42 protein-coding genes are annotated in these 24272 nt (G+C 50.7%); 6 read left to right on the top strand and 36 right to left on the bottom strand.

The window, feature by feature from the left end; all coding sequences use genetic code 11:
* Nucleotides 1–2: 2 nt before the first annotated feature.
* Entirely contained in the window at nucleotides 3–476 is a 474-nt protein-coding gene (gene smg / locus MX657_RS20205; protein WP_008503477.1) for a DUF494 family protein Smg, read from the bottom strand.
* Nucleotides 448–1572: a DNA-protecting protein DprA gene (gene dprA / locus MX657_RS20210; RefSeq protein WP_346806569.1), complete on the bottom strand. Its 1125-nt coding sequence runs from the start codon at nucleotides 1570–1572 to the stop codon at nucleotides 448–450. Before dprA ends, smg begins: the two co-directional genes overlap by 29 nt.
* A gap of 128 nt (nucleotides 1573–1700) precedes the next feature.
* On the opposite strand from dprA, the gene def reads away from it, so the two are divergent.
* From def to mscL, 5 genes are all read left to right on the top strand, one after another.
* Nucleotides 1701–2210, top strand: coding sequence for a peptide deformylase (gene def, locus MX657_RS20215; RefSeq protein WP_006812188.1), 510 nt, complete (start codon nucleotides 1701–1703; stop codon nucleotides 2208–2210).
* A gap of 25 nt (nucleotides 2211–2235) precedes the next feature.
* Nucleotides 2236–3183, top strand: a complete 948-nt coding sequence (fmt, locus tag MX657_RS20220; protein ID WP_080330418.1) for a methionyl-tRNA formyltransferase — start codon at nucleotides 2236–2238, stop codon at nucleotides 3181–3183.
* A gap of 52 nt (nucleotides 3184–3235) precedes the next feature.
* Nucleotides 3236–4522, top strand: a complete 1287-nt coding sequence (gene rsmB, locus MX657_RS20225) for a 16S rRNA (cytosine(967)-C(5))-methyltransferase RsmB (RefSeq protein ID WP_346806572.1) — start codon at nucleotides 3236–3238, stop codon at nucleotides 4520–4522.
* A gap of 22 nt (nucleotides 4523–4544) precedes the next feature.
* Nucleotides 4545–5921, top strand: a complete 1377-nt coding sequence (trkA, locus tag MX657_RS20230; RefSeq protein WP_080330417.1) for a Trk system potassium transporter TrkA — start codon at nucleotides 4545–4547, stop codon at nucleotides 5919–5921.
* A gap of 146 nt (nucleotides 5922–6067) precedes the next feature.
* Entirely contained in the window at nucleotides 6068–6478 is a 411-nt protein-coding gene (gene mscL / locus MX657_RS20235) for a large-conductance mechanosensitive channel protein MscL (protein WP_028014631.1), read from the top strand.
* Here the strand turns inward: mscL and MX657_RS20240 are convergent, their stop codons facing one another.
* From MX657_RS20240 to rpsJ, 31 genes are all read right to left on the bottom strand, one after another.
* Nucleotides 6479–6694 (bottom strand): alternative ribosome-rescue factor A, encoded by a 216-nt coding sequence (locus tag MX657_RS20240; protein ID WP_080330416.1) that lies wholly within the window; start codon nucleotides 6692–6694, stop codon nucleotides 6479–6481.
* 57 nt (nucleotides 6695–6751) lie between these two features.
* Nucleotides 6752–7177, bottom strand: coding sequence for a Zn(2+)-responsive transcriptional regulator (gene zntR / locus MX657_RS20245; protein WP_014833516.1), 426 nt, complete (start codon nucleotides 7175–7177; stop codon nucleotides 6752–6754).
* 2 nt (nucleotides 7178–7179) lie between these two features.
* Nucleotides 7180–7548 (bottom strand): DUF1992 domain-containing protein, encoded by a 369-nt coding sequence (locus MX657_RS20250; protein WP_346806575.1) that lies wholly within the window; start codon nucleotides 7546–7548, stop codon nucleotides 7180–7182.
* A gap of 107 nt (nucleotides 7549–7655) precedes the next feature.
* Nucleotides 7656–8039 carry a 50S ribosomal protein L17 gene (gene rplQ, locus MX657_RS20255; RefSeq protein WP_001216368.1) on the bottom strand — a complete coding sequence of 128 codons (384 nt, stop codon included), beginning with the start codon at nucleotides 8037–8039 and terminating at the stop codon, nucleotides 7656–7658.
* 40 nt (nucleotides 8040–8079) lie between these two features.
* Nucleotides 8080–9069 carry a DNA-directed RNA polymerase subunit alpha gene (locus MX657_RS20260; protein WP_002919219.1) on the bottom strand — a complete coding sequence of 330 codons (990 nt, stop codon included), beginning with the start codon at nucleotides 9067–9069 and terminating at the stop codon, nucleotides 8080–8082.
* Between the two features lie 25 nt (nucleotides 9070–9094).
* Nucleotides 9095–9715 (bottom strand): 30S ribosomal protein S4, encoded by a 621-nt coding sequence (gene rpsD, locus MX657_RS20265; protein WP_004868345.1) that lies wholly within the window; start codon nucleotides 9713–9715, stop codon nucleotides 9095–9097.
* A 32-nt stretch (nucleotides 9716–9747) separates the two neighbouring features.
* The gene (gene rpsK / locus MX657_RS20270; protein WP_003863312.1) at nucleotides 9748–10137 is read right to left on the bottom strand and encodes a 30S ribosomal protein S11; all 390 of its coding nucleotides are present in this window, start codon (nucleotides 10135–10137) and stop codon (nucleotides 9748–9750) included.
* 16 nt (nucleotides 10138–10153) lie between these two features.
* The gene (gene rpsM / locus MX657_RS20275) at nucleotides 10154–10510 is read right to left on the bottom strand and encodes a 30S ribosomal protein S13 (RefSeq protein ID WP_013099021.1); all 357 of its coding nucleotides are present in this window, start codon (nucleotides 10508–10510) and stop codon (nucleotides 10154–10156) included.
* A gap of 146 nt (nucleotides 10511–10656) precedes the next feature.
* Nucleotides 10657–10773, bottom strand: coding sequence for a 50S ribosomal protein L36 (gene rpmJ, locus MX657_RS20280; protein WP_000868187.1), 117 nt, complete (start codon nucleotides 10771–10773; stop codon nucleotides 10657–10659).
* A gap of 31 nt (nucleotides 10774–10804) precedes the next feature.
* Nucleotides 10805–12136, bottom strand: coding sequence for a preprotein translocase subunit SecY (gene secY / locus MX657_RS20285; protein ID WP_003863305.1), 1332 nt, complete (start codon nucleotides 12134–12136; stop codon nucleotides 10805–10807).
* Nucleotides 12137–12143: 7 nt separating this feature from the next.
* On the bottom strand, nucleotides 12144–12578 hold the full coding sequence (rplO, locus tag MX657_RS20290; protein ID WP_014885468.1) for a 50S ribosomal protein L15: 435 nt from the start codon (nucleotides 12576–12578) through the stop codon (nucleotides 12144–12146).
* Nucleotides 12579–12581: 3 nt separating this feature from the next.
* A complete protein-coding gene (gene rpmD / locus MX657_RS20295; RefSeq protein WP_003863301.1) occupies nucleotides 12582–12761 on the bottom strand; it encodes a 50S ribosomal protein L30 in 180 nt (59 codons plus the stop codon).
* 6 nt (nucleotides 12762–12767) lie between these two features.
* Nucleotides 12768–13268: a 30S ribosomal protein S5 gene (gene rpsE / locus MX657_RS20300; protein WP_003863299.1), complete on the bottom strand. Its 501-nt coding sequence runs from the start codon at nucleotides 13266–13268 to the stop codon at nucleotides 12768–12770.
* Nucleotides 13269–13282: 14 nt separating this feature from the next.
* Nucleotides 13283–13636 carry a 50S ribosomal protein L18 gene (gene rplR / locus MX657_RS20305; RefSeq protein ID WP_003863297.1) on the bottom strand — a complete coding sequence of 118 codons (354 nt, stop codon included), beginning with the start codon at nucleotides 13634–13636 and terminating at the stop codon, nucleotides 13283–13285.
* A gap of 9 nt (nucleotides 13637–13645) precedes the next feature.
* Complete coding sequence (rplF, locus tag MX657_RS20310; protein ID WP_003863296.1) at nucleotides 13646–14179, bottom strand: 50S ribosomal protein L6; 534 nt, start codon at nucleotides 14177–14179, stop codon at nucleotides 13646–13648.
* Nucleotides 14180–14191: 12 nt separating this feature from the next.
* A complete protein-coding gene (rpsH, locus tag MX657_RS20315) occupies nucleotides 14192–14584 on the bottom strand; it encodes a 30S ribosomal protein S8 (RefSeq protein WP_006178918.1) in 393 nt (130 codons plus the stop codon).
* 30 nt (nucleotides 14585–14614) lie between these two features.
* The gene (rpsN, locus tag MX657_RS20320; protein ID WP_003863291.1) at nucleotides 14615–14920 is read right to left on the bottom strand and encodes a 30S ribosomal protein S14; all 306 of its coding nucleotides are present in this window, start codon (nucleotides 14918–14920) and stop codon (nucleotides 14615–14617) included.
* Between the two features lie 14 nt (nucleotides 14921–14934).
* The gene (gene rplE, locus MX657_RS20325; protein WP_001096202.1) at nucleotides 14935–15474 is read right to left on the bottom strand and encodes a 50S ribosomal protein L5; all 540 of its coding nucleotides are present in this window, start codon (nucleotides 15472–15474) and stop codon (nucleotides 14935–14937) included.
* 14 nt (nucleotides 15475–15488) lie between these two features.
* Complete coding sequence (gene rplX, locus MX657_RS20330) at nucleotides 15489–15803, bottom strand: 50S ribosomal protein L24 (protein ID WP_003863287.1); 315 nt, start codon at nucleotides 15801–15803, stop codon at nucleotides 15489–15491.
* 10 nt (nucleotides 15804–15813) lie between these two features.
* Nucleotides 15814–16185, bottom strand: coding sequence for a 50S ribosomal protein L14 (gene rplN, locus MX657_RS20335; RefSeq protein WP_002919748.1), 372 nt, complete (start codon nucleotides 16183–16185; stop codon nucleotides 15814–15816).
* A 166-nt stretch (nucleotides 16186–16351) separates the two neighbouring features.
* Nucleotides 16352–16606, bottom strand: a complete 255-nt coding sequence (rpsQ, locus tag MX657_RS20340) for a 30S ribosomal protein S17 (protein ID WP_008503489.1) — start codon at nucleotides 16604–16606, stop codon at nucleotides 16352–16354.
* Entirely contained in the window at nucleotides 16606–16797 is a 192-nt protein-coding gene (gene rpmC, locus MX657_RS20345; RefSeq protein ID WP_003863282.1) for a 50S ribosomal protein L29, read from the bottom strand. The genes rpsQ and rpmC overlap by 1 nt, the downstream gene beginning before the upstream one ends.
* Nucleotides 16797–17207, bottom strand: coding sequence for a 50S ribosomal protein L16 (rplP, locus tag MX657_RS20350; RefSeq protein WP_002919759.1), 411 nt, complete (start codon nucleotides 17205–17207; stop codon nucleotides 16797–16799). The genes rpmC and rplP overlap by 1 nt, the downstream gene beginning before the upstream one ends.
* Nucleotides 17208–17219: 12 nt before the next feature.
* Nucleotides 17220–17921 (bottom strand): 30S ribosomal protein S3, encoded by a 702-nt coding sequence (rpsC, locus tag MX657_RS20355; RefSeq protein WP_000529945.1) that lies wholly within the window; start codon nucleotides 17919–17921, stop codon nucleotides 17220–17222.
* Nucleotides 17922–17938: 17 nt separating this feature from the next.
* The gene (gene rplV / locus MX657_RS20360; protein ID WP_002919773.1) at nucleotides 17939–18271 is read right to left on the bottom strand and encodes a 50S ribosomal protein L22; all 333 of its coding nucleotides are present in this window, start codon (nucleotides 18269–18271) and stop codon (nucleotides 17939–17941) included.
* 14 nt (nucleotides 18272–18285) lie between these two features.
* Entirely contained in the window at nucleotides 18286–18564 is a 279-nt protein-coding gene (rpsS, locus tag MX657_RS20365) for a 30S ribosomal protein S19 (RefSeq protein WP_001138117.1), read from the bottom strand.
* A gap of 16 nt (nucleotides 18565–18580) precedes the next feature.
* Nucleotides 18581–19402, bottom strand: a complete 822-nt coding sequence (gene rplB / locus MX657_RS20370) for a 50S ribosomal protein L2 (protein WP_000301859.1) — start codon at nucleotides 19400–19402, stop codon at nucleotides 18581–18583.
* 17 nt (nucleotides 19403–19419) lie between these two features.
* On the bottom strand, nucleotides 19420–19722 hold the full coding sequence (gene rplW / locus MX657_RS20375) for a 50S ribosomal protein L23 (protein WP_000617546.1): 303 nt from the start codon (nucleotides 19720–19722) through the stop codon (nucleotides 19420–19422).
* Nucleotides 19719–20324, bottom strand: coding sequence for a 50S ribosomal protein L4 (rplD, locus tag MX657_RS20380; RefSeq protein ID WP_000424395.1), 606 nt, complete (start codon nucleotides 20322–20324; stop codon nucleotides 19719–19721). Before rplD ends, rplW begins: the two co-directional genes overlap by 4 nt.
* A 10-nt stretch (nucleotides 20325–20334) precedes the next feature.
* Nucleotides 20335–20964 carry a 50S ribosomal protein L3 gene (gene rplC / locus MX657_RS20385; protein ID WP_003863274.1) on the bottom strand — a complete coding sequence of 210 codons (630 nt, stop codon included), beginning with the start codon at nucleotides 20962–20964 and terminating at the stop codon, nucleotides 20335–20337.
* Between the two features lie 32 nt (nucleotides 20965–20996).
* Nucleotides 20997–21308 (bottom strand): 30S ribosomal protein S10, encoded by a 312-nt coding sequence (gene rpsJ / locus MX657_RS20390; protein ID WP_001181005.1) that lies wholly within the window; start codon nucleotides 21306–21308, stop codon nucleotides 20997–20999.
* A gap of 380 nt (nucleotides 21309–21688) precedes the next feature.
* On the opposite strand from rpsJ, the gene MX657_RS20395 reads away from it, so the two are divergent.
* Nucleotides 21689–22162, top strand: coding sequence for a prepilin peptidase (locus tag MX657_RS20395; RefSeq protein ID WP_346806610.1), 474 nt, complete (start codon nucleotides 21689–21691; stop codon nucleotides 22160–22162).
* On the opposite strand, the gene bfr is transcribed toward MX657_RS20395, so the two are convergent.
* The 3 genes from bfr to tuf form a co-directional block, all read right to left on the bottom strand.
* On the bottom strand, nucleotides 22146–22622 hold the full coding sequence (gene bfr, locus MX657_RS20400; protein WP_003863270.1) for a bacterioferritin: 477 nt from the start codon (nucleotides 22620–22622) through the stop codon (nucleotides 22146–22148). The two genes, MX657_RS20395 and bfr, sit on opposite strands and share 17 nt — an antisense overlap.
* Nucleotides 22623–22694: 72 nt before the next feature.
* Nucleotides 22695–22889, bottom strand: a complete 195-nt coding sequence (bfd, locus tag MX657_RS20405; protein WP_008503493.1) for a bacterioferritin-associated ferredoxin — start codon at nucleotides 22887–22889, stop codon at nucleotides 22695–22697.
* Nucleotides 22890–23068: 179 nt separating this feature from the next.
* Nucleotides 23069–24253: an elongation factor Tu gene (gene tuf, locus MX657_RS20410; protein WP_023309456.1), complete on the bottom strand. Its 1185-nt coding sequence runs from the start codon at nucleotides 24251–24253 to the stop codon at nucleotides 23069–23071.
* Nucleotides 24254–24272: the final 19 nt, after the last annotated feature.

Raw genomic sequence — 24272 nt, forward strand, 5'->3', positions numbered from 1 at the left:
AATTAATGCAGCATACCTTCATTCACTTCAAAGAGTAATTCTTCCATTTGCTGATAGGCATTTTCACAGCCAGGGATATTAAACAGAACCATCAGAATCACCCATTTGAGATCTTCCAGTTCAAATTCTGCCGTATCCAGCGCCATGACACGCTCTATCACCATTTCTCTCGTTTCGAGGTTCAGCACCTGAATCTGCTCAAGGAATAAGATGAACCCCCGGCAGCTGGCGTCCAGCCTTTCACACTCTTCAGCGGTATAAATGCGTACTGACAATGGGTCAGAAGCAAGCTGCATCGGTTCGGCGAGGCCTTCCTGATAATCAGCCAGTTTTTCCAGCCACATCAACGCATTGTAGATATCTTCCCGCTCAAACCCCGCATCGGTAAGATCCTGTGTCAATTTGTCCTGATCCACTCGCATTTCTGCTTCGTTATGGATGTAAGTCTCAAACAAATACATCAGTACGTCGAACATGGCATGCCCTCCTTAATCGGACATAGCCGCCGGGTACAGCTGCGATCCACCCTGCTAACTCCAGTTCGAGTAGCTGTGCTACCGTTACTGGCACAGGTTGGCCGGCACGTTCAGCGACAACGTCAACAGGTGTTACCTCATCTCCTACGTTAGCCAGGAGCTTGGGAAATGGCAATGCCACCTTTCCCTGATCTGATGAATAATGTCGCTTTTCGGGATCTTCCTGCAGACATTGCAAGCCATATTGCAAATTTTCAAGAATGTCCCGCACTTCTGTTACCGGCGTCGCACCCTGCTTTATCAGCCAGTGTGGTCCTTCGCACCCCGGGTTACCAATCGGGCCGGGTAAGGCGAAAACTTCCCTCCCCTGATCGAGCGCGCATCGTGCTGTGACCAACGAGCCGCTTCGCACTGCCGCTTCAACGACCAATACTCCCTGGCTAAGCCCGCTGATAATCCGATTACGACGCGGGAAGTTTACCGGTCGAGGCTGCGCGGAAAGAGGGAACTCAGATACTATCGCCCCGTCAGATTCGATTAATCGCATAGCCAAAGCCTGGTGCCGACGGGGATAAATGCTAAACAGGCCGTTCCCCAGTACGGCCACGCTACGCCCTTTTACAGACAGCGCGGCGTTGTGAGCAATGCCGTCTACACCGCAGGCCAGCCCGCTGGTGATCGTGAAACCACATTGCGAAAGTTGTTCACATAGAATTTTCCCCCACCGTTCTCCGTACCATGACGGCGCACGGCTACCCACGACCGCCAGTTGGACAGCATTAAGGATTTCAGGGTTACCTTTTACGAATAGTGCGCCGGGATAATCAGGAATTGCTCGAAGTAAAGGAGGATAAAGCGGATGGTTTGCCGTCAGCAGATGATTCCCCGGCTGCTCAAGCCATATCAGACTACGCTCCAGTTCACTTTCATCTGGGGTAAAGAACCGCTCAGCCTGTTTTGCTGTCAGCCCGGCCCCTCTGACAGCGGGAACATCTATATTTGCCCGTTTGCACAGTTGTGCCGCCGCTTCCAGCATTCCATCACCACATAGTGAACCTGTGTGTATTAGGCGTAGCCATATCTCGATAGACGTCATCCTTTCCTCCTGCCACAAGCGGCCTACGCAATCATTGCGATTGGTCACTGATGCTGTCAATCGACCGGGGATTTGTCTAGAATAGAAGTAATATTCTTATCAACTCCTGAACACGACTCTGGAAATTTATGGCAGTTTTGCAAGTGTTACATATTCCGGACGAGCGCCTTCGCATCGTCGCTGAACCAGTTAAAGAAGTGAATGCAGAAATCCAGCGTATCGTTGATGATATGTTCGATACTATGTACGCCGAAGAAGGCATTGGCCTGGCGGCGACGCAGGTAGACATTCACAAGCGTATTATCGTGATCGACGTCTCTGAGAATCGCGATGAGCGGCTGGTACTGATCAACCCTGAGCTGCTTGAAAAGAGCGGCGAAACGGGTATTGAGGAAGGCTGTCTGTCTATTCCTGAACAGCGCGCGTTAGTGCCGCGTGCCGAAAAAGTGAAAATCCGCGCCCTGGATCGTGACGGAAATCCGTTCGAGCTGGAAGCAGACGACCTGCTGGCAATTTGTATTCAGCATGAGATGGATCACCTGGTCGGTAAACTGTTTATCGATTATCTCTCTCCGCTAAAACAGCAGCGTATTCGTCAGAAAGTAGAGAAACTGGATCGTTTGCGCTCTCGCGCATAGCATCCCCCCGGATACAAGGATCATCGTGTCTAAAACACTACGTATTATCTTCGCGGGTACCCCTGATTTTGCAGCGCGTCATCTTGACGCGCTGTTATCTTCTGGTCACCAGGTTGTTGGCGTCTTTACCCAGCCGGACCGTCCGGCCGGTCGGGGTAAAAAACTGATGCCGAGCCCAGTTAAGGTGCTGGCAGAAGAGCATGGACTACCTGTTTTCCAGCCTGCATCCTTACGCCCTCAGGAAAACCAGCAGTTAGTAGCTGACCTCAACGCCGACGTAATGGTGGTAGTGGCTTACGGTTTAATTCTGCCAAAAGCGGTGCTTGATATGCCTCGTCTGGGTTGTATCAACGTGCATGGTTCCCTGCTCCCGCGTTGGCGCGGTGCGGCGCCTATCCAGCGCTCCCTGTGGGCAGGTGATGCCGAAACGGGCGTTACCATCATGAAGATGGACGTAGGTTTAGACACCGGCGATATGCTGTATAAACTGGCCTGCCCCATTACGTCTGACGATACCAGCGCCACACTGTATGACAAACTGGCAGACCTCGGTCCGCAAGGGCTTATCGAAACGCTGCAGCAGCTGGCTGATAATACGGCGAAACCGGAAGTTCAGGATGACGCGCTGGTGACTTATGCCGAAAAACTGAGCAAAGAAGAAGCGCGTATCGACTGGTCTTTGTCTGCGGCTCAACTTGAACGCTGCATTCGCGCTTTTAATCCGTGGCCAATGAGCTGGATGGAGATTGATGAGCAGCCGGTGAAAGTCTGGAAGGCCTCCGTCATTAGCGGTGATACTGCAGCTGAACCCGGTACGATTATCGAAGCCAGCAAGAACGGGATCCAGGTGGCGACTGCAGAAGGGATCCTGAATCTTGAGTCGCTGCAACCGGCCGGGAAGAAAGCCATGAGCGCTCAGGATCTCTTAAATTCCCGTCGCGAATGGTTTATGCCGGGCAATCGTCTTGCCTGACCTAATATATGCTTAAGGCCCGGTGTTTCCGGGCATTTTTATTTTTACGGTTATGAAAAAACAAAATCTACGCAGTATGGCGGCCCAGGCCGTTGAGCAGGTTATCGAGCAGGGGCAATCACTGAGTAATGTCCTGCCTCCGCTGCAACAAAAAGTCTCTGATAAAGACAAAGCTCTGCTTCAGGAACTCTGCTTTGGCGTCCTGCGCACGCTTTCTCAGCTTGAGTGGCTCATTAATAAGCTGATGTCACGCCCAATGACAGGCAAACAGCGCACCGTACATTATTTGATTATGGTGGGGTTTTATCAGCTTCTTCATACCCGCATTCCTCCTCACGCTGCACTGGCTGAAACGGTGGAAGGTGCCGTTGCGATTAAACGCCCTCAGTTGAAGGGATTAATCAACGGCGTACTGCGACAGTTCCAGCGTCAACAGGACGAGCTTCTGGCTGAATTTGCACAAAGTGAAACACGTTTTCTGCACCCGGACTGGCTGTTGAAGCGCCTGAAAAAAGCGTATCCGCAGCAGTGGCAGGACATTGCCGAAGCCAATAACCAGCGCCCGCCAATGTGGTTGCGCATCAATCGTAATCACCTAACCCGTGACGCATGGCTGGCATTACTGGAAGAAACGGGAATGAGTGGATTCACCCATGAAGCCTACCCTGATGCGGTGCGTTTAGCTTCCCCTGCACCGGTACATGCTTTACCCGGTTTTGATGAAGGCTGGGTGACCGTGCAGGATGCCTCGGCTCAGGGCTGCATGGCCTGGCTTGAACCTAAAAACGGGGAACAGATCCTCGACCTTTGTGCTGCTCCAGGCGGAAAAACAACGCACATCCTGGAAGTGGCTCCGCAGGCCAACGTCATGGCAGTGGATGTCGATGAACAGCGCCTCTCACGCGTCTACGATAACCTCAAGCGTCTGGGTATGAAGGCACAGGTTAAGCAGGGCGACGGACGCAAGCCCGCAGAATGGTGTGGTGAAACGCAATTCGATCGTATTTTGCTGGATGCCCCTTGTTCAGCAACCGGCGTTATTCGCCGTCATCCGGACATCAAGTGGCTTCGCCGCGATCGTGACATTAAAGAACTTTCGCAGCTGCAATCCGATATTCTGGATGCCATCTGGCCACATCTCAAACCCGGCGGAACGCTGGTCTATGCAACCTGCTCCGTATTGCCAGAAGAAAACAGTCAGCAAATCGCGGCCTTCCTTAAACGCACCCCAGACGCAGCGTTGCACGATACGGGAACGCCTGAATGCCCGGGTCAGCAGAACCTGCCCGGTGCGGAAGAGGGTGATGGCTTCTTTTACGCTAAGCTAATCAAAGAGTGATGTTGATAACAGGTCACGAGATATGAAGATTATCATTCTGGGCGCAGGGCAAGTGGGCGGAACGCTGGCAGAAAACCTGGTTGGAGAAAACAACGACATTACGATTGTTGATACCAACGGCGATCGTCTGCGTGTTTTACAGGACAAGTTTGACCTACGCGTGGTGCAGGGTCATGGTTCGCACCCGCGGGTTCTTCGCGAGGCAGGCGCCGACGATGCCGATATGCTTGTTGCGGTCACCAGTTCTGACGAAACCAATATGGTAGCTTGCCAGGTGGCCTACTCGCTTTTCAACACACCTAATCGAATCGCGCGTATCCGTTCCCCGGACTATGTCCGTGATGCCGAGAAGCTCTTTAATTCAGAAGCGGTTCCTATTGACCATCTCATCGCGCCAGAACAGCTGGTTATCGACAATATCTATCGTCTGATCGAATATCCGGGCGCCCTGCAGGTAGTCAACTTTGCCGAAGGTAAAGTCAGTCTGGCTGTCGTGAAGGCTTATTACGGCGGTCCGTTAATCGGCAATGCGCTTTCCACCATGCGCGAGCACATGCCGCATATCGATACGCGCGTCGCCGCCATTTTCCGTCACGACAGACCTATTCGCCCGCAAGGCTCCACGATTGTCGAAGCAGGGGATGAAGTCTTCTTTATTGCGGCCTCTCAGCATATCCGTGCGGTGATGAGTGAGTTGCAGCGTCTCGAAAAGCCTTATAAACGTATTATGCTGGTCGGCGGTGGCAATATTGGAGCGGGTCTCGCACGCAGGCTGGAAAAAGACTACAGCGTGAAGTTGATCGAGCGCGATCAGCAGCGTGCTGCTGAGCTGGCGGAAAAGTTGCAAAATACGATCGTATTTTACGGCGATGCCTCGGATCAGGAACTGCTGGCTGAAGAACATATTGATCAAGTTGATCTCTTTATTGCCGTCACCAATGACGACGAGGCGAATATAATGTCCGCCATGCTCGCCAAGCGTATGGGGGCAAAGAAGGTCATGGTGCTTATCCAGCGCAAGGCATATGTCGATCTGGTTCAGGGCAGCGTTATTGATATTGCCATTTCGCCGCAGCAGGCGACGATTTCTGCCCTGCTTAGCCATGTACGTAAAGCAGATATTGTCGGCGTTTCATCTCTGCGTCGCGGGGTGGCAGAAGCCATTGAAGCGGTAGCTCATGGAGATGAAACCACCTCCCGCGTAGTGGGCCGCGCCATCGACGAAATTAAGCTGCCGCCGGGCACAATTATCGGCGCCGTAGTGCGCGGGAATGACGTTATGATCGCCAATGATAATTTGCGTATTGAGCAAGGCGACCACGTAATTATGTTCCTTACCGATAAAAAATTTATTACCGACGTCGAACGTTTATTCCAGCCAAGTCCATTCTTCCTTTAATGCTTTGGGTGCTCAAGCAAGAGCACCCGAACTTTATCCTTTTAATTCCTGTGCCTTTTATTTTTCATAACGTTTAATTATCCCGAATGGCAATTGGCTAATCATTTGTTAAACTTATACTCGTCAGCTGGCACAAGGAGAACATAATGAGTTTTATTAAAGAATTTCGCGAATTTGCGATGCGCGGGAACGTGGTGGATTTGGCAGTGGGTGTCATTATTGGTGCGGCATTCGGCAAGATTGTTTCATCATTAGTGGCAGACATTATCATGCCACCTTTAGGGCTACTAATCGGGGGCATTGATTTCAAACAATTCGCCTTCACGCTGCGTGAAGCCCAGGGGGATATCCCGGCAGTCGTGATGCATTACGGCGTATTTATCCAGAACGTATTTGATTTCGTGATCGTGGCGTTTGCCATTTTTATGGCTATCAAGCTAATCAACAGGCTCAACCGTAAAAAAGAAGAGCCAGCAGCAGCGCCTGCACCAACAAAAGAAGAAGTGTTACTGAGTGAAATTCGCGATCTGTTAAAAGAGCAGAATAACCGCGTTTAATCAGCAGTTAAAAACAGGAAGGCCAGTGGTAAATAAGCGATTCGCTTGCTTGCCACTGGCCTCCCAGTTACCCCGTTTTCCGTGCTTGTCTTTACGCAGATAACTTCCCTTCCCTTTTTTATTCTTTTCAACGCGCTGTCGAAAAAGCGGGTCATGAAGTAAAGCCTCAATGGCATTGTCTTTAATTTGTCCCTTCGTGTGCTGATAGCGGCTCATAATGTCTCCTGAGCATGGTTTATGACGACGGAAGTCTAGACCCGGGTGGACTAAAAATCAACAACCCTGAGTTTCTCCACTGGCTCCCTGTTCAAGGGCTTCCAGAATGGAACAATAAATACTGCTATGGGCTGTTCCGCAGCAGGCATCATTAAGCCTTTGCAAAGAGCGCTGCATGGTTTGCAGTTCCTGAATGCGCGCTTCAACTTCATCCAGCCGGGCCTGGACAATGCTTTTTGATTCCTGGCAGGTGTGATGAGCAGGATCGATGCGGATCGATAACAACTCGCGGATCGAATCCAGCGTGAAGCCAAGTTGTCGCGCATAGCGTATGAATCTCAGACGCTGTAGATCATTATCGGTATAAAGCCGAAAGCCCCCCTCCGTGCGTACTTCATGATCGATCATCTGCTGCTTTTCGTAATATCGGATGGTATCCGGCGTTACGTTCGCGAGCTTTGCAAGTTCACCGATACGGTACATCGTTACTCCTCATCTATTTTCTGCATCAATCTTTCACTGTATTCACCATGCAGGAATTCAGTGTCCATCCCGGCCTGCTGTAGCTTGAGCTCGATTAGCGCAAGCCTGCGGCTAAATTCTGTATGTCGGGGGTCGTCCTGACGAATTCCTTTGAGAAGATCGGCCAGCTCGACAGCCTCTCTGCGCTGCTCAAGCTCAGGTGGGAGGCAGCCAGCATTTTTCAGTAAACGGTAACCAGCCCTAAGTTCAGGCGCGATGTGCAAATCATCTTCAAGTACCAGGGGCTCTCCACTTCCGGGTAGATTGTCGAATTCACCTTTATTTTGGGCATCGCGAATATGGCGTTCTGCCCACTGGTCGAGCAACCACATGATGAGCTCCAGGGGATGAACAAAATTGATACAGGCATTGTAGATAAGTGGGGATATGGCGGATATAAAAAAACCCGCCGGAGCGGGTTTTTTTACGTTACTGCAGATTACTCTGCAGCAGCTTCTGCTTTCTCTGAACGATCAACCAGCTCGATGTAAGCCATCGGCGCGTTGTCGCCTGCACGGAAACCACACTTCAGAATGCGAGTGTAACCACCGGCACGGCTCGCGAAACGCGGGCCCAGTTCGTTAAACAGTTTTGCCACGATCTCGTTATCACGAGTACGGGCGAATGCCAGACGACGATTAGCAACGCTGTCAGTCTTGGCAAGAGTAATCAGCGGCTCAACTACGCGACGCAGCTCTTTCGCTTTTGGCAGGGTCGTCTTGATGATTTCATGACGAACCAGTGAACCTGCCATGTTGCGGAACATAGCCTGGCGATGGCTGCTGTTGCGGTTCAGTTGACGACCACTCTTACGATGGCGCATGACCTTATCCTTCTCAGTAAAACCTTAACCTGTGATCCGGTTACTCGTCAGCAATGCTTGCCGGTGGCCAGTTTTCCAGGCGCATGCCCAGAGACAGACCACGTGAAGCCAGCACGTCTTTAATCTCGGTAAGAGATTTTTTACCCAGGTTCGGCGTTTTCAGCAACTCAACCTCGGTACGCTGTACCAGATCACCGATATAGTGGATAGCTTCTGCCTTGAGGCAGTTAGCAGAGCGGACAGTCAATTCGAGATCGTCAACAGGGCGCAGCAGGATCGGATCGAATTCTGGTTTCTCTTCTTTCACTTCCGGCTGACGTACATCACGTAAGTCAACGAAAGCTTCCAGTTGTTCTGCCAGGATGGTCGCCGCACGACGAATCGCCTCTTCAGGATCGATTGTGCCGTTGGTTTCCATTTCGATGACCAGCTTGTCCAGGTCGGTACGCTGTTCTACACGCGCTGCTTCAACATTGTAGGCAATACGCTCTACAGGGCTATAGCATGCGTCGACCAGCAGACGGCCGATTGGGCGCTCATCTTCTTCCGAATGAATTCGGGCAGAAGCCGGCACATAACCACGACCGCGCTGAACTTTGATACGCATGCTAATAGCTGCGTTCTCATCGGTCAGGTGGCAGATCACGTGCTGCGGCTTGACGATTTCAACATCACCGTCGTGGGTGATGTCGGCTGCAGTCACAGGGCCAATGCCAGATTTATTCAGAGTAAGAATAACTTCATCTTTACCCTGAACTCTCACCGCCAGCCCTTTCAGGTTGAGCAGGATTTCAAGGATATCTTCCTGAACGCCTTCTTTGGTGCTGTACTCATGAAGTACACCATCAATCTCAACCTCGGTCACCGCGCAACCCGGCATCGATGAGAGCAGAATACGGCGCAGTGCGTTACCCAGAGTATGGCCAAAGCCACGCTCTAAAGGCTCAAGGGTCACCTTGGCGTGCGTCGAACTCACTTGCTCGATATCTACCAGGCGCGGTTTTAGAAACTCTGTCACAGAACCCTGCATTGTGTCCTCTCTTTGGTACTAAGCTTTACTTGGAGTAAAGCTCGACGATCAGGTGTTCGTTAATGTCCGCAGACAGATCAGAACGCTCAGGCTGACGCTTGAACGTACCTTCCATCTTGCCAGCATCAACTTCCAGCCAGGTTGGCTTTTCACGCTGCTCAGCCAGCTCCAGAGCGGCCTTCACGCGAGATTGCTTTTTCGCTTTCTCACGAATGCTAACAACGTCATTCGCTTTAACCTGATAAGAAGCGATGTTAACAACACGACCGTTTACCATGATTGCTTTGTGGCTAACCAGCTGACGTGATTCAGCACGAGTAGCGCCGAAGCCCATACGGTATACAACGTTGTCCAGACGACCTTCCAGCAGAGCCAGCAGGTTTTCACCTGTGTTGCCTTTCAGACGTGCTGCTTCTTTATAGTAGTTACGGAACTGACGCTCCAGCACACCGTACATACGGCGAACTTTTTGCTTTTCACGCAACTGCACACCATAGTCAGACAGACGCGGTTTACGCGCACCGTGCTGGCCAGGAGCTTGTTCAATTTTACACTTGGTATCGATCGCGCGAACGCCAGACTTAAGGAATAAGTCGGTGCCCTCACGACGGCTCAGCTTGAGCTTAGGACCCAAATATCTTGCCATTTTCTATCTCCAACTAACCTAAAAAACGAGCGTTATACGCGACGTTTTTTCGGCGGACGACAACCGTTATGAGGGATCGGAGTCACATCAGTAATATTCGTGATGCGGAAACCAGCGGCGTTCAGAGCGCGAACAGTAGATTCACGACCCGGACCCGGACCTTTAACCATAACTTCCAGATTCTTGATGCCGTATTCTTTTACGGCTTCAGCGCAACGCTCTGCTGCAACCTGAGCTGCGAACGGAGTGGATTTGCGAGAACCACGGAAACCGGAACCACCGGCTGTTGCCCAACCCAATGCGTTACCCTGACGATCAGTAATAGTAACGATGGTGTTGTTGAAAGAAGCATGGATATGAGCCACGCCGTCAGAGACTTGTTTTCTTACACGTTTACGTGCACGAACTGGTGCCTTTGCCATTATTCAATCACCCCGATTATTTCTTGATCGGTTTGCGCGGACCCTTACGGGTACGTGCGTTGGTCTTAGTACGCTGACCGCGCACTGGCAGACCACGACGATGACGCAAACCGCGATAGCAACCAAGATCCATCAGGCGCTTGATGCTCATGCTGATTTCACGGCGCAGATCACCTTCAACGACAAATTTGGCAACTTCGTCACGCAGCGTGTCGATTTGTCCTTCAGACAGCTCACTGATCTTAACATCTTCAGCGATACCCGCTGCAGCCAGGATGGCTTTAGAACGGGTCTTGCCGATGCCGTAGATCGAAGTTAATGCGATCACAGCATGTTTCTGATCAGGAATGTTAATGCCTGCTATACGGGCCACTATGCACTCCTACTATTTAATATGTACGCACCATGCTGAAAAGCCCGTTTTCAGGATACTCAAATGGAAACGTACAGACATACAAAAGATTGGCTGGCTAATCTAGCCAGCTCAACCCAACTTTGCAAGAAAAATATGCGAAATAATCAGCCTTGGCGCTGTTTATGCTTCGGCTCGGCACTGCAAATCACACGGATGACACCATCACGCTTAACGATTTTGCAGTTACGGCATAATTTCTTGACGGAAGCACGAACTTTCATTTTTACTCTCCGTAACTTCTCAGGCGACCAATTAGCGGCCGTAGCCTTTCAGGTTCGCCTTCTTCAATGCAGACTCATACTGACTGGACATCATCAGAGTTTGCACTTGAGCCATAAAGTCCATAATCACGACAACAACGATAAGCAGTGAGGTTCCACCGAAGTAGAACGGTACTTTCATTGCATCACGCATGAACTCCGGGATCAGGCAGATAAAAGTAATATAAAGCGCACCAACCAAAGTCAGGCGGGTCATTACTTTATCGATATACTTCGCCGTTTGCTCTCCCGGACGAATTCCTGGTACAAATGCACCGGACTTCTTCAGGTTATCTGCTGTTTCACGCGGGTTGAAGACCAACGCCGTGTAGAAGAAACAGAAGAAGATGATCGCAGACGCATAGAGTAACACATAAAGTGGTTGCCCAGGCTGCAAATACAGCGAAATTGTTGTCAGCCAGTTCCAACCAGTACCGCCCCCGAACCATGACGCGATGGTTGCCGGGAACAGAATAATACTGGAAGCGAAGATAGCCGGGATAACCCCCGCCATATTCACTTTCAGCGGTAAATGTGTGCTCTGTGCAGCATAGACACGACGACCTTGCTGACGCTTAGCGTAGTTCACCACAATGCGGCGTTGACCACGTTCAACGAAGACAACAAAGAACGTCACTGCAAATACTAATACTGCAACCAACAGCAACAGGAGGAAGTGCAGGTCGCCTTGACGCGCTTGCTCGATAGTATGGGCGATGGCCGGCGGGAGACCCGCAACGATACCGGCGAAGATAATGATTGAGATACCGTTACCGATACCACGCTCAGTAATCTGTTCGCCGAGCCACATCAGGAACATCGTCCCTGTGACCAGACTAACAACAGCAGTGAAATAGAATGCAAAGCCTGGGTTTAATACCAGGCCCTGCATACCAGGCATATTCGGCAGACCGGTAGCAATACCGATCGACTGGAATATTGCCAGCACCAGAGTACCGTAACGGGTGTACTGACTAATCTTACGACGTCCAGACTCCCCTTCTTTCTTCAGCTCTGCCAGGGCCGGATGAACGACCGTCAGCAGCTGGATAATAATAGAGGCCGAAATGTACGGCATAATACCCAGCGCAAAGATAGAAGCACGGCTGAGAGCACCACCAGAGAACATGTTGAACATTTCAATGATGGTGCCTCGCTGTTGCTCAAGCAGTTTGGCAAGTACAGCGGCATCGATACCAGGGATCGGAATAAAAGAGCCAATACGGAACACAATCAGCGCGCCGATAACAAACAGCAGTCTGCGTTTCAGCTCGCCAAATCCACCTTTGGCACTTTGAAAATCTAATCCCGGTTGCTTAGCCATCTGCTACTTATTCCTCAATTTTACCGCCAGCAGCTTCGATAGCAGCACGAGCACCTTTAGTAACACGCAGGCCACGAACAGTTACCGGAGTAGAAACTTCACCAGACAGGATCACTTTCGCGAACTCGATCTGAATACCGATAATGTTAGCCGCTTTCAGCGTGTTCAGGTCTACAACGCCGCCTTCAACTTTCGCCAGGTCAGACAGACGGATTTCCGCTGTGATCGCTGCTTTGCGAGAGGTGAAGCCGAACTTCGGCAGACGACGGTACAGTGGCATCTGACCACCCTCGAAACCGCGACGTACGCCACCGCCAGAACGAGAGTTCTGACCTTTGTGACCACGACCACCGGTTTTGCCGAGGCCAGAACCGATACCACGACCCAGGCGTTTACCCGCCTTTTTAGAGCCTTCGGCCGGAGACAGAGTATTTAAACGCATCTCTTACTCCTCAACTTTAACCATGAAGTAAACCGCGTTGACCATACCACGAACAGCAGGAGTATCCTCGCGCTCAACGGTATGACCAATACGACGCAGACCCAGGCCAAGCAGCGTTGCCTTGTGTTTCGGCAGACGACCGATTGCACTGCGGGTTTGAGTGATTTTAATAGTCTTTGCCATGGTCAATTACCCCAGAATTTCTTCAACGGATTTACCACGCTTGGCAGCGACCATTTCTGGAGAATTCATATTTTCCAGGCCATCAATAGTTGCACGAACCACGTTGATCGGGTTGGTGGAACCATATGCTTTAGCCAGTACGTTATGAACCCCAGCAACTTCCAGAACGGCGCGCATTGCACCACCGGCGATGATACCGGTACCTTCTGAAGCTGGCTGCATGAATACACGAGAACCCGTGTGAACACCTTTAACTGGGTGCTGCAGGGTGCCGTTGTTCAGCGCGACGTTAATCATATTGCGACGGGCTTTTTCCATCGCTTTCTGGATCGCTGCTGGAACTTCACGCGCTTTACCGTAACCAAAACCAACGCGACCGTTACCATCGCCTACTACAGTCAGAGCTGTGAAGGAGAAAATACGACCACCTTTAACGGTTTTAGATACGCGGTTTACCGCGATCAGCTTTTCCTGCAGTTCGCCAGCCTGTTTTTCGATGTGAGCCATCTTACACCTCTACCTTAGAACTGAAGGCCAGCTTCACGGGCAGCATCTGCCAGTGCCTGGACACGACCATGATATTGGAACCCGGAACGGTCAAAGGAAACATTGCTGATGCCTTTTTCCAGAGCGCGTTCTGCAACAGCTTTACCTACAGCTGCAGCGGCGTCTTTGTTACCGGTGTACTTCAATTGTTCTGAGATAGCTTTTTCTACAGTAGAAGCAGCTACCAGAACTTCAGAACCGTTCGGTGCAATTACCTGTGCGTAAATATGACGCGGGGTACGATGTACCACCAGGCGAGTTGCACCCAGCTCTTTGAGCTTGCGGCGTGCGCGGGTCGCACGACGGATACGAGCAGATTTCTTATCCATAGTGTTACCTTACTTCTTCTTAGCCTCTTTGGTACGCACGACTTCGTCGGCGTAACGAACACCCTTGCCTTTATAAGGCTCAGGACGACGGTAGGCGCGCAGATCTGCTGCAACCTGACCGATCAGCTGTTTATCAGCGCCTTTCAGCACGATTTCAGTCTGAGTCGGGCATTCTGCAGTGATACCGGCCGGCAGCGGATGCTCAACAGGGTGTGAGAAGCCCAGAGACAGGCCTACTGCATTCCCTTTGATAGCTGCACGATAACCTACACCAACCAGCTGAAGCTTTTTAGTGAAGCCTTCGGTAACACCAACAACCATTGAGTTCAGCAGGGCACGCGCGGTACCAGCCTGAGCCCATCCATCCACGAAACCATCACGTGGACCGAAGGTCAGAGCGTTATCTGCATGTTTAACTTCAACAGCTTTGTTGAGGGTACGAGTCAGCTCGCCGTTTTTACCTTTGATCGTAATAACCTGACCGTCGATTTTTACATCAACGCCGGCAGGAATAACGACCGGTGCTTTAGCAACACGAGACATTCTTTCCTCCGATTAGGCTACGTAGCAGATAATTTCGCCACCAAGACCAGCCTGGCGCGCTGCACGATCAGTCATAACACCTTTTGAGGTAGAAACAACTGCGATACCAAGGCCAGCCATAACTTTTGGCAGCTCATCTTTTTTCTTATAGATGCGCAGACCTGGGCGGCTGACACGCTGAATGCTTTCTACAACAGCTTTACCCTGGAAATACTTGAGAGTAAGTTCCAGTTCCGGCTTGGTGTCGCCTTCAACTTTAAAATCTTCGATAAAACCTTCTTCCTTCAGCACGTTGGCAATTGCCACTTTCAGCTTGGCGGAAGGCATGGTGACCGCAACTTTGTTCGCGGCCTGACCGTTACGGATACGGGTCAGCATATCCGCGATCGGATCTTGCATGCTCATCTGTCTTTACTCCCGTGATTCAATTGGTAATTACCAGCTAGCCTTTTTCAAGCCTGGCACTTCACCGCGCATGGCGGCTTCACGCAGTTTGATACGGCTCAACCCAAACTTGCCCACATAACCATGTGGACGACCTGTTTGACGACAGCGGTTACGCTGACGAGACGGGCTGGAATCACGCGGCAGAGACTGCAGCTTGAGAACCGCATTCCAACGATCTTCGTCGGAAGCGTTCACATCAGAAATGATCGCTTTCAGTTCAGCGCGTTTAGCGAAGAATTTATCAGCTAAAGCTACGCGCTTTACTTCGCGTGCTTTCATTGATTGCTTAGCCATTCAGTAACCCTACCTTACTTGCGGAACGGGAAGTCAAAGGCAGCCAGCAGAGCACGGCCTTCTTCGTCAGATTTCGCAGTAGTGGTAATGGTAATATCCAAACCACGCACGCGGTCGACTTTATCGTAGTCGATTTCTGGGAAGATGATCTGCTCACGGACACCCATGCTGTAGTTACCACGACCGTCGAAAGACTTAGCGGACAAGCCACGGAAGTCACGGATACGTGGAACAGCAATAGTGATCAGGCGCTCAAAGAACTCCCACATGCGTTCGCCACGCAGAGTTACTTTACAGCCGATCGGATAGCCCTGACGGATTTTGAAGCCTGCAACAGATTTGCGTGCTTTGGTGATCAGCGGTTTTTGACCGGAGATTGCTGTCAGATCAGCTGCTGCGTTATCCAGCAGTTTCTTGTCAGCGATCGCTTCACCAACACCCATGTTCAGGGTGATCTTCTCGACCCGAGGGACTTGCATGACAGAATTGTAGTTAAACTCGGTCATGAGTTTCTTAACTACTTCGTCTTTGTAGTAATCATGCAGTTTCGCCATCGTACTACTCCAAATTACTTGATAGTTTCGCTGTTAGACTTGAAGAAACGGACTTTTTTGCCGTCTTCGAATCTAAAGCCTACACGGTCAGCCTTGCCGGTAGCCGCATTGAAGATTGCAACGTTAGAAACCTGAATAGCAGCTTCTTTTTCAACGATGCCGCCTGGTTGGTTCAGGGCCGGAACCGGCTTCTGATGTTTTTTAACCAGGTTGATACCTTCAACGACAAGTTTGCCGGAAGACAGAACATTTTTTACTTTACCGCGTTTACCTTTATCTTTACCGGTTAACACGATAACTTCGTCATCACGACGGATTTTCGCTGCCATGATTCGCTCCTTAGAGTACTTCTGGTGCCAGAGAGATAATTTTCATGAACTTCTCAGTACGAAGTTCACGAGTTACCGGCCCAAAGATACGCGTGCCGATAGGCTGCTCGCTGTTATTGTTTAAAATAACGCATGCATTACCATCGAAGCGAATGACAGAACCGTCAGGGCGACGAACACCCTTCTTGGTGCGCACCACTACCGCCTTCAGCACATCACCTTTTTTGACCTTACCACGTGGAATTGCTTCCTTGATGGTGATCTTGATGATGTCGCCTACGCCTGCGTAGCGACGGTGCGAGCCACCCAGAACCTTGATACACATTACGCGACGTGCACCGGAGTTGTCGGCGACGTTCAGCATAGTCTGTTCTTGGATCATTTTAGTGCTCCGCTAATGTCAACTACTACCTGAGACTCTAAAATCAGAGCCGTTAAAAAGCCCCATATCGAGGGCGCGGCATTATAACACCGCTTCTGCAATATGGGTAGAAAAAATAAACGGCTCATCGCTGAGCCGTTTATTCGTATTGAGAAGGCGTACTGTATTACAGAACCGCTTTCTCTACAACGCGAACCAGCGTCCAGGACTTAGTCTTGGACAGTGGACGGCATTCACGGATTTCAACCTTGTCGCCGATACCACATTCGTTGTTCTCGTCATGTACGTGCAGTTTGGTCGTACGCTTGATGAATTTACCGTAGATCGGGTGTTTCACAATACGTTCGATAGCTACAACAATGGATTTCTCCATTTTGTCGCTAACAACACGACCTTGCAGAGTACGGATTTTATCGGTCATTACGCACCCGCCTTCTGAGTCAGTAAAGTCTTAACGCGTGCAACATTGCGACGCACTTGCTTCAGCAGGTGAGTCTGTTGCAGCTGGCCACTTGCAGCCTGCATACGCAGGTTGAACTGCTCACGCAGCAGGTTCAGCAGCTCAGCGTTCAGCTCTTCAACGCTTTTTTCACGCAGCTCTTTTGCTTTCATTACATCACCGTCTTAGTTACAAAGGTGGTTTTGATAGGCAGTTTCGCTGCTGCCAGGCCGAAGGCTTCACGGGCCAGCTCTTCCGGAACACCGTCCATTTCATAAAGGACTTTGCCCGGTTGGATCAAGGCAACCCAGTACTCCACGTTACCTTTACCTTTACCCATACGAACTTCCAGCGGCTTCTCGGTGATCGGTTTGTCCGGGAATACACGGATCCAGATCTTACCTTGACGCTTAACTGCACGGGTCATTGCACGACGTGCTGCTTCGATCTGACGTGCAGTCAGACGACCACGGCCAACAGCTTTCAGACCGAAAGTGCCGAAGCTAACATCCGTACCCTGCGCCAGACCACGGTTGCGGCCTTTGTGCACTTTACGGAATTTTGTACGCTTTGGTTGTAACATCAGCGACGCTCCTTATTTACGGCCTTTACGCTGCTGCTTTTTAGGTTGAGCAGCCGGTTTTTCCGGTTGTTCAACAGCAGCCATACCACCCAGGATCTCACCTTTGAAGATCCATACCTTAACGCCGATTACACCGTAAGTGGTGTGCGCTTCAGATGTGTTGTAGTCGATGTCAGCACGCAGAGTGTGCAGCGGTACGCGACCTTCACGGTACCATTCGGTACGTGCGATTTCCGCGCCGCCCAGACGGCCGCTAACTTCAACTTTGATACCTTTAGCGCCCAGACGCATTGCGTTCTGTACAGCACGCTTCATAGCACGACGGAACATAACACGACGTTCCAGCTGTGAAGTGATGCTGTCAGCAACCAATTTAGCGTCCAGTTCAGGCTTACGAACTTCAGCGATATTGATCTGTGCAGGAACGCCAGCGATATCCGCTACGACCTTGCGCAGTTTTTCTACGTCTTCGCCTTTCTTACCGATAACGATGCCAGGACGAGCAGTGTGAATAGTCACACGGATGCTCTTCGCTGGACGCTCGATAACGATACGAGATACAGACGCTTTAGCCAGTTCCTTAGTCAGGTACTGACGTACTTTAAAATCGCTGTCCAGGTTGTCAGCGAATTCTTTGGTGTTCGCAAACCAGGTAGAGTTCCATGGTTTTACAATACCCAGGCGAATACCATTAGGATGTACTTTCTGACCCATTGCTAGTCTCCAGAGTCTCAGCGATCGGACACAACCACAGTAATGTGGCTGGTGCGCTTCAGGATGCGATCTGCACGACCTTTCGCACGCGGCATAATGCGCTTCATGCTTGGGCCTTCATCTACGAAAATTTTCGCGACTTTCAGATCGTCGATGTCAGCGCCATCGTTGTGTTCAGCGTTAGCAATGGCAGATTCCAGTACTTTCTTGACCAATACCGCAGCTTTCTTGTTGGTATAGGTCAGGATGTCCAGGGCCTGCGACACTTTCTTACCGCGAATCAGGTCAGCAACAAGGCGAACCTTCTGTGCAGAAGAACGAGCATGGCGATGTTGAGCTAAAGTTTCCATCTCTTCCTCCTACCTTATTTCTTCTTCGCTTTTTTATCAGCAGCGTGGCCGCGATAAGTACGAGTCGGTGCGAATTCACCCAGTTTGTGACCAACCATTTCGTCGGTAACAAAGACTGGAACGTGCTGACGACCATTATGGACAGCGATGGTCAAACCGATCATGTTAGGAAAGATCGTTGAACGACGGGACCAAGTGCGCAGGGGCTTCTTGTCTCCGCTTTCCACCGCTTTCTCTACCTTCTTCAGCAAGTGCAGGTCAATAAAAGGACCTTTCTTGAGAGAACGTGGCATGGCTTATCCTCTAAAATTATTTGCTACGGCGACGTACGATAAATTTATCAGTACGCTTGTTGCTGCGGGTCTTCTTACCTTTGGTCTGAACGCCCCACGGAGTTACCGGGTGCTTACCAAAGTTACGACCTTCACCACCACCATGTGGGTGGTCGACTGGGTTCATCGCAGTACCGCGAACGGTAGGACGAACACCACGCCAGCGTGCAGCACCTGCTTTACCCAGAACGCGCAGCATATGCTCAGCATTGCCAACTTCGCCCAGAGTAGCGCGGCAGTCTGCTTCGACTTTACGCATTTCACCAGAACGCAGACGCAGGGTGACATAAGCACCGTCACGCGCAACGATCTGAACGTAAGTACCAGCGGAACGTGCCAGCTGACCGCCTTTACCTGGTTTCATTTCTACGTTATGAACGGTAGAACCAACCGGGATATTGCGCATCGGCAGGGTGTTGCCTGCTTTGATTGCAGCATCAACGCCAGACTGAATCTGGTCGCCAGCTTTCAGGCCTTTAGGGGCCAGGATGTAACGGCGTTCGCCATCTTTGTACAGAACCAGCGCGATGTTCGCGGAACGGTTCGGATCGTACTCAAGACGCTCAACAACTGCTGGGATACCGTCTTTGTTGCGTTTGAAGTCAACAATACGATAAGCCTGCTTGTGGCCACCACCGATGTGACGAGTGGTGATACGGCCATTGTTGTTACGACCACCGGATTTGCTGTTTTTTTCCAGCAACGGAGCAAAAGGTTTGCCCTTGTGCAGCTCAGGGTTAACCACTTTAACTACGTGGCGACGACCCGGAGATGTCGGTTTACATTTAACAACTGCCATTGTATTACTCCTCCGACTTACTCAGCGCCGCCAACGAAGTCCAGGTTCTGGCCTTCTTTAAGGGTGACGTAAGCTTTTTTCCAGTCGCTACGACGACCGATACGCTGTCCGTGACGTTTAACTTTCCCTTTAACTACCAGGGTGTTAACGACTTCGACTTCGACTTCAAACAGTTTCTGCACAGCAGCTTTGATCTCTGCTTTGGTCGCGTCTTTAGCAACTTTGAGAACGATGGTGTTTGTTTTTTCCATCGCAGTAGACGCTTTTTCAGAAACGTGCGGTGCGCGAAGCACCTTCAGCAGACGTTCTTCACGAATCATGCCAGCATCTCCTCAACTTGCTTAACAGCATCAGCAGTCATTACGACTTTGTCGAAGGCGATCAGGCTAACCGGGTCGATACCAGTCGCATCGCGTACGTCAACCTTGTGCAGGTTACGTGCGGCCAGGAACAGGTTCTCGTCCAGCTCACCGGTGATGATCAGCACATCTTCCAGAGCCATGTCTTTCAGTTTCTGTGCCAGCAGCTTAGTTTTAGGCGCTTCAACAGAGAACTTCTCGACAACGATCAGACGATCCTGACGTACCAGTTCGGACAGGATGCTTTTCAGCGCGCCGCGGTACATCTTTTTGTTAACTTTTTGACTGTGGTCCTGTGGACGCGCAGCGAAGGTCACGCCACCTGAACGCCAGATCGGGCTCTTGATAGAACCTGAACGCGCACGGCCGGTACCTTTCTGGCGCCATGGCTTTTTGCCAGAACCAGTTACTTCAGCACGAGTCTTCTGAGCACGAGTACCCTGACGAGCACCAGCTGCATAAGCAACAACAACCTGGTGAACCAGCGCTTCGTTGAAATCACGACCGAAGGTAGTTTCGGAAACAGTCAGCGCGCTCTGCGCGTCTTTCAATACTAATTCCATTGCTATCCCCTTACGCCTTCACAGCTGGTTTAACGATCAGGTCGCTACCGGTTGCACCCGGGACCGCACCTTTAACCAGCAGCAGGTTGCGCTCAGCGTCAACACGTACTACGTCCAGGCTCTGAACGGTTACACGTTCGTTACCCAGCTGACCTGCCATTTTCTTGCCTTTGAACACTTTGCCCGGAGTCTGGTTCTGACCGATAGAACCCGGAACGCGGTGAGACAAGGAGTTACCGTGAGTAGCGTCCTGGGTACGGAAGTTCCAGCGCTTAACGGTACCAGCAAAACCTTTACCTTTAGAGGTACCGGTTACGTCAACTTTTTTAACGTCAGCAAACAGCTCAACGCTAATGTCCTGACCTACGGTGAACTCTTCGCCTTCAGCAAGACGGAATTCCCACAGACCACGGCCAGCTTCTACGCCAGCTTTAGCGAAGTGACCCGCTTCTGGTTTGGTTACACGGTTAGCTTTTTTAGCACCAGTGGTAACCTGAATAGCGCGGTAGCCATCGTTAGCCAGATCTTTAACCTGAGTAACGCGGTTTGCTTCAACTTCGATTACGGTTACTGGGATAGAAACGCCATCTTCAGTGAAGATGCGGGTCATACCCACTTTTTTACCGACTAAACCAATCATTGTTTCAACCTCTCAATCGCTCGATGACCTGATTAACCCAGGCTGATCTGCACGTCTACACCGGCAGCCAGATCCAGACGCATCAGAGCATCAACGGTTTTCTCAGTTGGCTCAACGATGTCAACCAGACGCTTGTGAGTGCGGATTTCGTACTGATCGCGCGCGTCTTTGTTAACGTGCGGGGAGATCAGAACGGTGAAGCGCTCTTTGCGGGTCGGCAGCGGGATCGGACCACGGACTTGCGCACCAGTGCGCTTAGCAGTCTCGACGATTTCCGCGGTTGATTGATCGATCAGACGATGATCAAACGCTTTAAGGCGGATACGGATTCTTTGGTTCTGCATGAGACCAGAGCTCCAATTATTTTATAAACGAAAATGATTACTCCTCAAACCCATTACGATTGATGGGAGAGTGTAACCGTTCTTACGTAGCTCCCCAATTGGGAGCATTGTTGAGTAACAAAATGAGCTACTCTGGTTCTGATTGAACCCGCCGTCAATTACGACAAGCCCGCGCATTATACGTAAATCAGAGAAAGACGCAAGTGCCGTTTATAAATTAAGCGTCAAAGGCATGATATGCGTAAGGCTGCGCAACTTTTTTCGCAATGTAACCTTCCCCGACGCTTTGTTGGAAGGCTCTACGCAATTGTTGGTTTTGTACATTGCCGGATAAGCAGATTATGGCGAGGATGCGCTCAAACCCGTTTGAGGCCTTTTCCATGCTAACTACCCTCCCCTTTCTGCTGATCTATTTTTCGCTGACGGTCTTCCTCGTACATGCCGATCTTCGCCATGGTTTACTTCCCGATAAATTTCTCTGCCCGCTACTATGGGCGGGTCTGCTCTTTCAGCTCTATGTCCATCCTGATTTTCTGCCGAGTGCGGTGGTGGGTGCGATGGCAGGATATGTCGGTTTTGCCATTATTTACTGGGGCTATCGGTTTATCTGCCGGCGGGAAGGGATGGGATACGGTGATGTGAAGTATCTGTCAGCACTGGGCGCGTGGCATGGGTGGTGCATACTTCCAACGCTGGCGTTACTCGCCGCGCTGATGGCACTTCTTTGCATTCTTAGCTTTTCGTTTCTCAACCCAGATAAGGAGGTATTAAAAAACCCACTGCCTTTTGGGCCATTTCTGGCAGCAGCGGGTTTATGCGTTGGCTGGGAAAACCTGATTAGCTTTCCACTTTGATCTGCGATTGTAGATAGTTCTGCAGCCCAATTTTGCTAATGAGATCCAGTTCGGTTTCCAGCCAGTCGATGTGGCCTTCTTCATCGGCAAGGATCTGGATCATCATATCACGGCTAACATAGTCATGGACGCTGTCAGCATAAGCAATGGCTTCACGCAGATCTTTCGCACCTTCCAGCTCCAGCCGGAGGTCAGAACGCAGCATCTCTTCGACATCCTCACCGATGCCCAGCTTGCCGAGATCCTGCAGGTTTGGGATGCCTTCAAGGAATAAGATACGCTCGATGTATTTATCGGCGTGTTTCATCTCATCAATGGACTCATGATATTCAACATCGTTGAGGCGAGTCAGCCCCCAGTTTTTGAACATTCTTGCATGAAGAAAATACTGGTTGATTGCGACAAGCTCATTTCCCAATAATTTATTGAGATAACTTATGATTTTAACATCACCTTTCATTATATAGTCCCTCCGCTTCCACTCATTGAAGCGTAGATCGGGCTACGGGGATGTCAAAAAAAAGATGGGCGCTTAGGCGATCTCTTTGTATTCCGGGATCTGCATCAGTTCGTCCTGCATAATCTCACGCGCTGCGCGAACGCATTTACCGCATTGATTTCCCACTGGAACAAACTTGCGAAGCTGCTGGAATGACTGTGGCTGAAACTGGCGAACGGCCTGACGTATTTTTTTGTCGCTTACACCATTACATAAACAAACGTACATAGAGACTCCCGTTCAAAATATGCGCAAAGTGTAAGTGAGAATGGTTATGATTACAATAGCACAGGCGCTGGAATACGGGGCGGGAGAAGACAAAAAATGCGAATTTTTATGACAATGATTCAGCGACAGAAAACAAAAAAGGACGCCGAAGCGTCCTTTTTTAATTCAGGGATAATTAATTAACCCAGAACTTTAGCAACAACGCCCGCGCCAACGGTACGGCCGCCTTCACGGATTGCGAAACGCAGACCGTCGTCCATCGCGATTGGGTGGATCAGAGTCACAACCATCTTGATGTTGTCGCCTGGCATTACCATCTCAACGCCTTCTGGCAGTTCGATGGTACCGGTCACGTCAGTTGTACGGAAGTAGAACTGTGGACGGTAGCCTTTGAAGAACGGAGTATGACGGCCGCCTTCGTCTTTGGACAGAATGTACACTTCAGATTCGAACTTGGTGTGTGGCTTGATTGAGCCTGGCTTCGCCAGAACCTGACCACGTTCGATTTCTTCACGTTTGATACCACGCAGCAGAACACCAACGTTCTCACCAGCACGGCCTTCGTCCAGCAGTTTGCGGAACATTTCAACGCCAGTACAGGTAGACTTCGCAGTCTCTTTGATACCAACGATTTCAACTTCTTCGCCAACTTTGATGATACCGCGCTCTACACGACCGGTAACAACGGTACCACGACCGGAGATGGAGAATACGTCTTCGATTGGCAGCAGGAATGGCTTGTCAATCGCACGCTCTGGTTCTGGGATGTAAGAATCCAGGAAGCCAGCCAGTTCGATGATTTTCGCTTCCCACTCTGCGTCGCCTTCCAGCGCTTTCAGCGCGGAACCGCGAACGATTGGAGTGTCGTCGCCTGGGAAATCGTACTGAGACAGCAGTTCACGAACTTCCATCTCTACCAGTTCCAGCAGCTCTTCGTCATCAACCATGTCGCATTTGTTCAGGAACACGATGATGAAAGGAACGCCAACCTGACGACCCAGCAGGATGTGCTCACGAGTCTGAGGCATTGGGCCGTCAGTCGCAGCAACAACCAGGATCGCGCCGTCCATCTGCGCAGCACCGGTGATCATGTTTTTAACATAGTCGGCGTGGCCTGGGCAGTCTACGTGTGCGTAGTGGCGAGTCGGGGTGTCGTACTCAACGTGAGAGGTGTTGATGGTGATACCACGAGCTTTTTCTTCTGGCGCGTTATCGATCTGGTCGAATGCACGAGCAGAACCACCGTAGGTTTTAGCCAGAACGGTAGTGATTGCAGCGGTCAGGGTAGTTTTACCATGGTCAACGTGGCCGATAGTACCAACGTTGACGTGCGGTTTTGTACGTTCAAATTTTTCTTTAGACACGGCTATATTCCTTACTATA

It is taken from the genome of Enterobacter chuandaensis (assembly GCF_039718975.1).
GTDB lineage: Bacteria > Pseudomonadota > Gammaproteobacteria > Enterobacterales > Enterobacteriaceae > Enterobacter > Enterobacter chuandaensis.

Excerpts from the sequence above, each read along its gene's own strand:
- smg (WP_008503477.1), bottom strand. The coding sequence starts at position 476 with ATGTTCGACGTACTGATGTATTTGTTTGAGACTTACATCCATAACGAA.
- dprA (WP_346806569.1), bottom strand. The coding sequence starts at position 1,572 with ATGACGTCTATCGAGATATGGCTACGCCTAATACACACAGGTTCACTA.
- def (WP_006812188.1), top strand. The coding sequence starts at position 1,701 with ATGGCAGTTTTGCAAGTGTTACATATTCCGGACGAGCGCCTTCGCATC.
- rsmB (WP_346806572.1), top strand. The coding sequence starts at position 3,236 with ATGAAAAAACAAAATCTACGCAGTATGGCGGCCCAGGCCGTTGAGCAG.
- trkA (WP_080330417.1), top strand. The coding sequence starts at position 4,545 with ATGAAGATTATCATTCTGGGCGCAGGGCAAGTGGGCGGAACGCTGGCA.
- mscL (WP_028014631.1), top strand. The coding sequence starts at position 6,068 with ATGAGTTTTATTAAAGAATTTCGCGAATTTGCGATGCGCGGGAACGTG.
- MX657_RS20240 (WP_080330416.1), bottom strand. The coding sequence starts at position 6,694 with ATGAGCCGCTATCAGCACACGAAGGGACAAATTAAAGACAATGCCATT.
- zntR (WP_014833516.1), bottom strand. The coding sequence starts at position 7,177 with ATGTACCGTATCGGTGAACTTGCAAAGCTCGCGAACGTAACGCCGGAT.
- MX657_RS20250 (WP_346806575.1), bottom strand. The coding sequence starts at position 7,548 with ATGTGGTTGCTCGACCAGTGGGCAGAACGCCATATTCGCGATGCCCAA.
- rplQ (WP_001216368.1), bottom strand. The coding sequence starts at position 8,039 with ATGCGCCATCGTAAGAGTGGTCGTCAACTGAACCGCAACAGCAGCCAT.
- MX657_RS20260 (WP_002919219.1), bottom strand. The coding sequence starts at position 9,069 with ATGCAGGGTTCTGTGACAGAGTTTCTAAAACCGCGCCTGGTAGATATC.
- rpsD (WP_004868345.1), bottom strand. The coding sequence starts at position 9,715 with ATGGCAAGATATTTGGGTCCTAAGCTCAAGCTGAGCCGTCGTGAGGGC.
- rpsK (WP_003863312.1), bottom strand. The coding sequence starts at position 10,137 with ATGGCAAAGGCACCAGTTCGTGCACGTAAACGTGTAAGAAAACAAGTC.
- rpmJ (WP_000868187.1), bottom strand. The coding sequence starts at position 10,773 with ATGAAAGTTCGTGCTTCCGTCAAGAAATTATGCCGTAACTGCAAAATC.
- secY (WP_003863305.1), bottom strand. The coding sequence starts at position 12,136 with ATGGCTAAGCAACCGGGATTAGATTTTCAAAGTGCCAAAGGTGGATTT.
- rplO (WP_014885468.1), bottom strand. The coding sequence starts at position 12,578 with ATGCGTTTAAATACTCTGTCTCCGGCCGAAGGCTCTAAAAAGGCGGGT.
- rpmD (WP_003863301.1), bottom strand. The coding sequence starts at position 12,761 with ATGGCAAAGACTATTAAAATCACTCAAACCCGCAGTGCAATCGGTCGT.
- rpsE (WP_003863299.1), bottom strand. The coding sequence starts at position 13,268 with ATGGCTCACATCGAAAAACAGGCTGGCGAACTGCAGGAAAAGCTGATC.
- rplR (WP_003863297.1), bottom strand. The coding sequence starts at position 13,636 with ATGGATAAGAAATCTGCTCGTATCCGTCGTGCGACCCGCGCACGCCGC.
- rplF (WP_003863296.1), bottom strand. The coding sequence starts at position 14,179 with ATGTCTCGTGTTGCTAAAGCACCGGTCGTTATTCCTGCCGGCGTTGAT.
- rpsH (WP_006178918.1), bottom strand. The coding sequence starts at position 14,584 with ATGAGCATGCAAGATCCGATCGCGGATATGCTGACCCGTATCCGTAAC.
- rpsN (WP_003863291.1), bottom strand. The coding sequence starts at position 14,920 with ATGGCTAAGCAATCAATGAAAGCACGCGAAGTAAAGCGCGTAGCTTTA.
- rplE (WP_001096202.1), bottom strand. The coding sequence starts at position 15,474 with ATGGCGAAACTGCATGATTACTACAAAGACGAAGTAGTTAAGAAACTC.
- rplX (WP_003863287.1), bottom strand. The coding sequence starts at position 15,803 with ATGGCAGCGAAAATCCGTCGTGATGACGAAGTTATCGTGTTAACCGGT.
- rplN (WP_002919748.1), bottom strand. The coding sequence starts at position 16,185 with ATGATCCAAGAACAGACTATGCTGAACGTCGCCGACAACTCCGGTGCA.
- rpsQ (WP_008503489.1), bottom strand. The coding sequence starts at position 16,606 with ATGACCGATAAAATCCGTACTCTGCAAGGTCGTGTTGTTAGCGACAAA.
- rpmC (WP_003863282.1), bottom strand. The coding sequence starts at position 16,797 with ATGAAAGCAAAAGAGCTGCGTGAAAAAAGCGTTGAAGAGCTGAACGCT.
- rplP (WP_002919759.1), bottom strand. The coding sequence starts at position 17,207 with ATGTTACAACCAAAGCGTACAAAATTCCGTAAAGTGCACAAAGGCCGC.
- rpsC (WP_000529945.1), bottom strand. The coding sequence starts at position 17,921 with ATGGGTCAGAAAGTACATCCTAATGGTATTCGCCTGGGTATTGTAAAA.
- rplV (WP_002919773.1), bottom strand. The coding sequence starts at position 18,271 with ATGGAAACTTTAGCTCAACATCGCCATGCTCGTTCTTCTGCACAGAAG.
- rpsS (WP_001138117.1), bottom strand. The coding sequence starts at position 18,564 with ATGCCACGTTCTCTCAAGAAAGGTCCTTTTATTGACCTGCACTTGCTG.
- rplB (WP_000301859.1), bottom strand. The coding sequence starts at position 19,402 with ATGGCAGTTGTTAAATGTAAACCGACATCTCCGGGTCGTCGCCACGTA.
- rplW (WP_000617546.1), bottom strand. The coding sequence starts at position 19,722 with ATGATTCGTGAAGAACGTCTGCTGAAGGTGCTTCGCGCACCGCACGTT.
- rplD (WP_000424395.1), bottom strand. The coding sequence starts at position 20,324 with ATGGAATTAGTATTGAAAGACGCGCAGAGCGCGCTGACTGTTTCCGAA.
- rplC (WP_003863274.1), bottom strand. The coding sequence starts at position 20,964 with ATGATTGGTTTAGTCGGTAAAAAAGTGGGTATGACCCGCATCTTCACT.
- rpsJ (WP_001181005.1), bottom strand. The coding sequence starts at position 21,308 with ATGCAGAACCAAAGAATCCGTATCCGCCTTAAAGCGTTTGATCATCGT.
- MX657_RS20395 (WP_346806610.1), top strand. The coding sequence starts at position 21,689 with ATGCTAACTACCCTCCCCTTTCTGCTGATCTATTTTTCGCTGACGGTC.
- bfr (WP_003863270.1), bottom strand. The coding sequence starts at position 22,622 with ATGAAAGGTGATGTTAAAATCATAAGTTATCTCAATAAATTATTGGGA.
- bfd (WP_008503493.1), bottom strand. The coding sequence starts at position 22,889 with ATGTACGTTTGTTTATGTAATGGTGTAAGCGACAAAAAAATACGTCAG.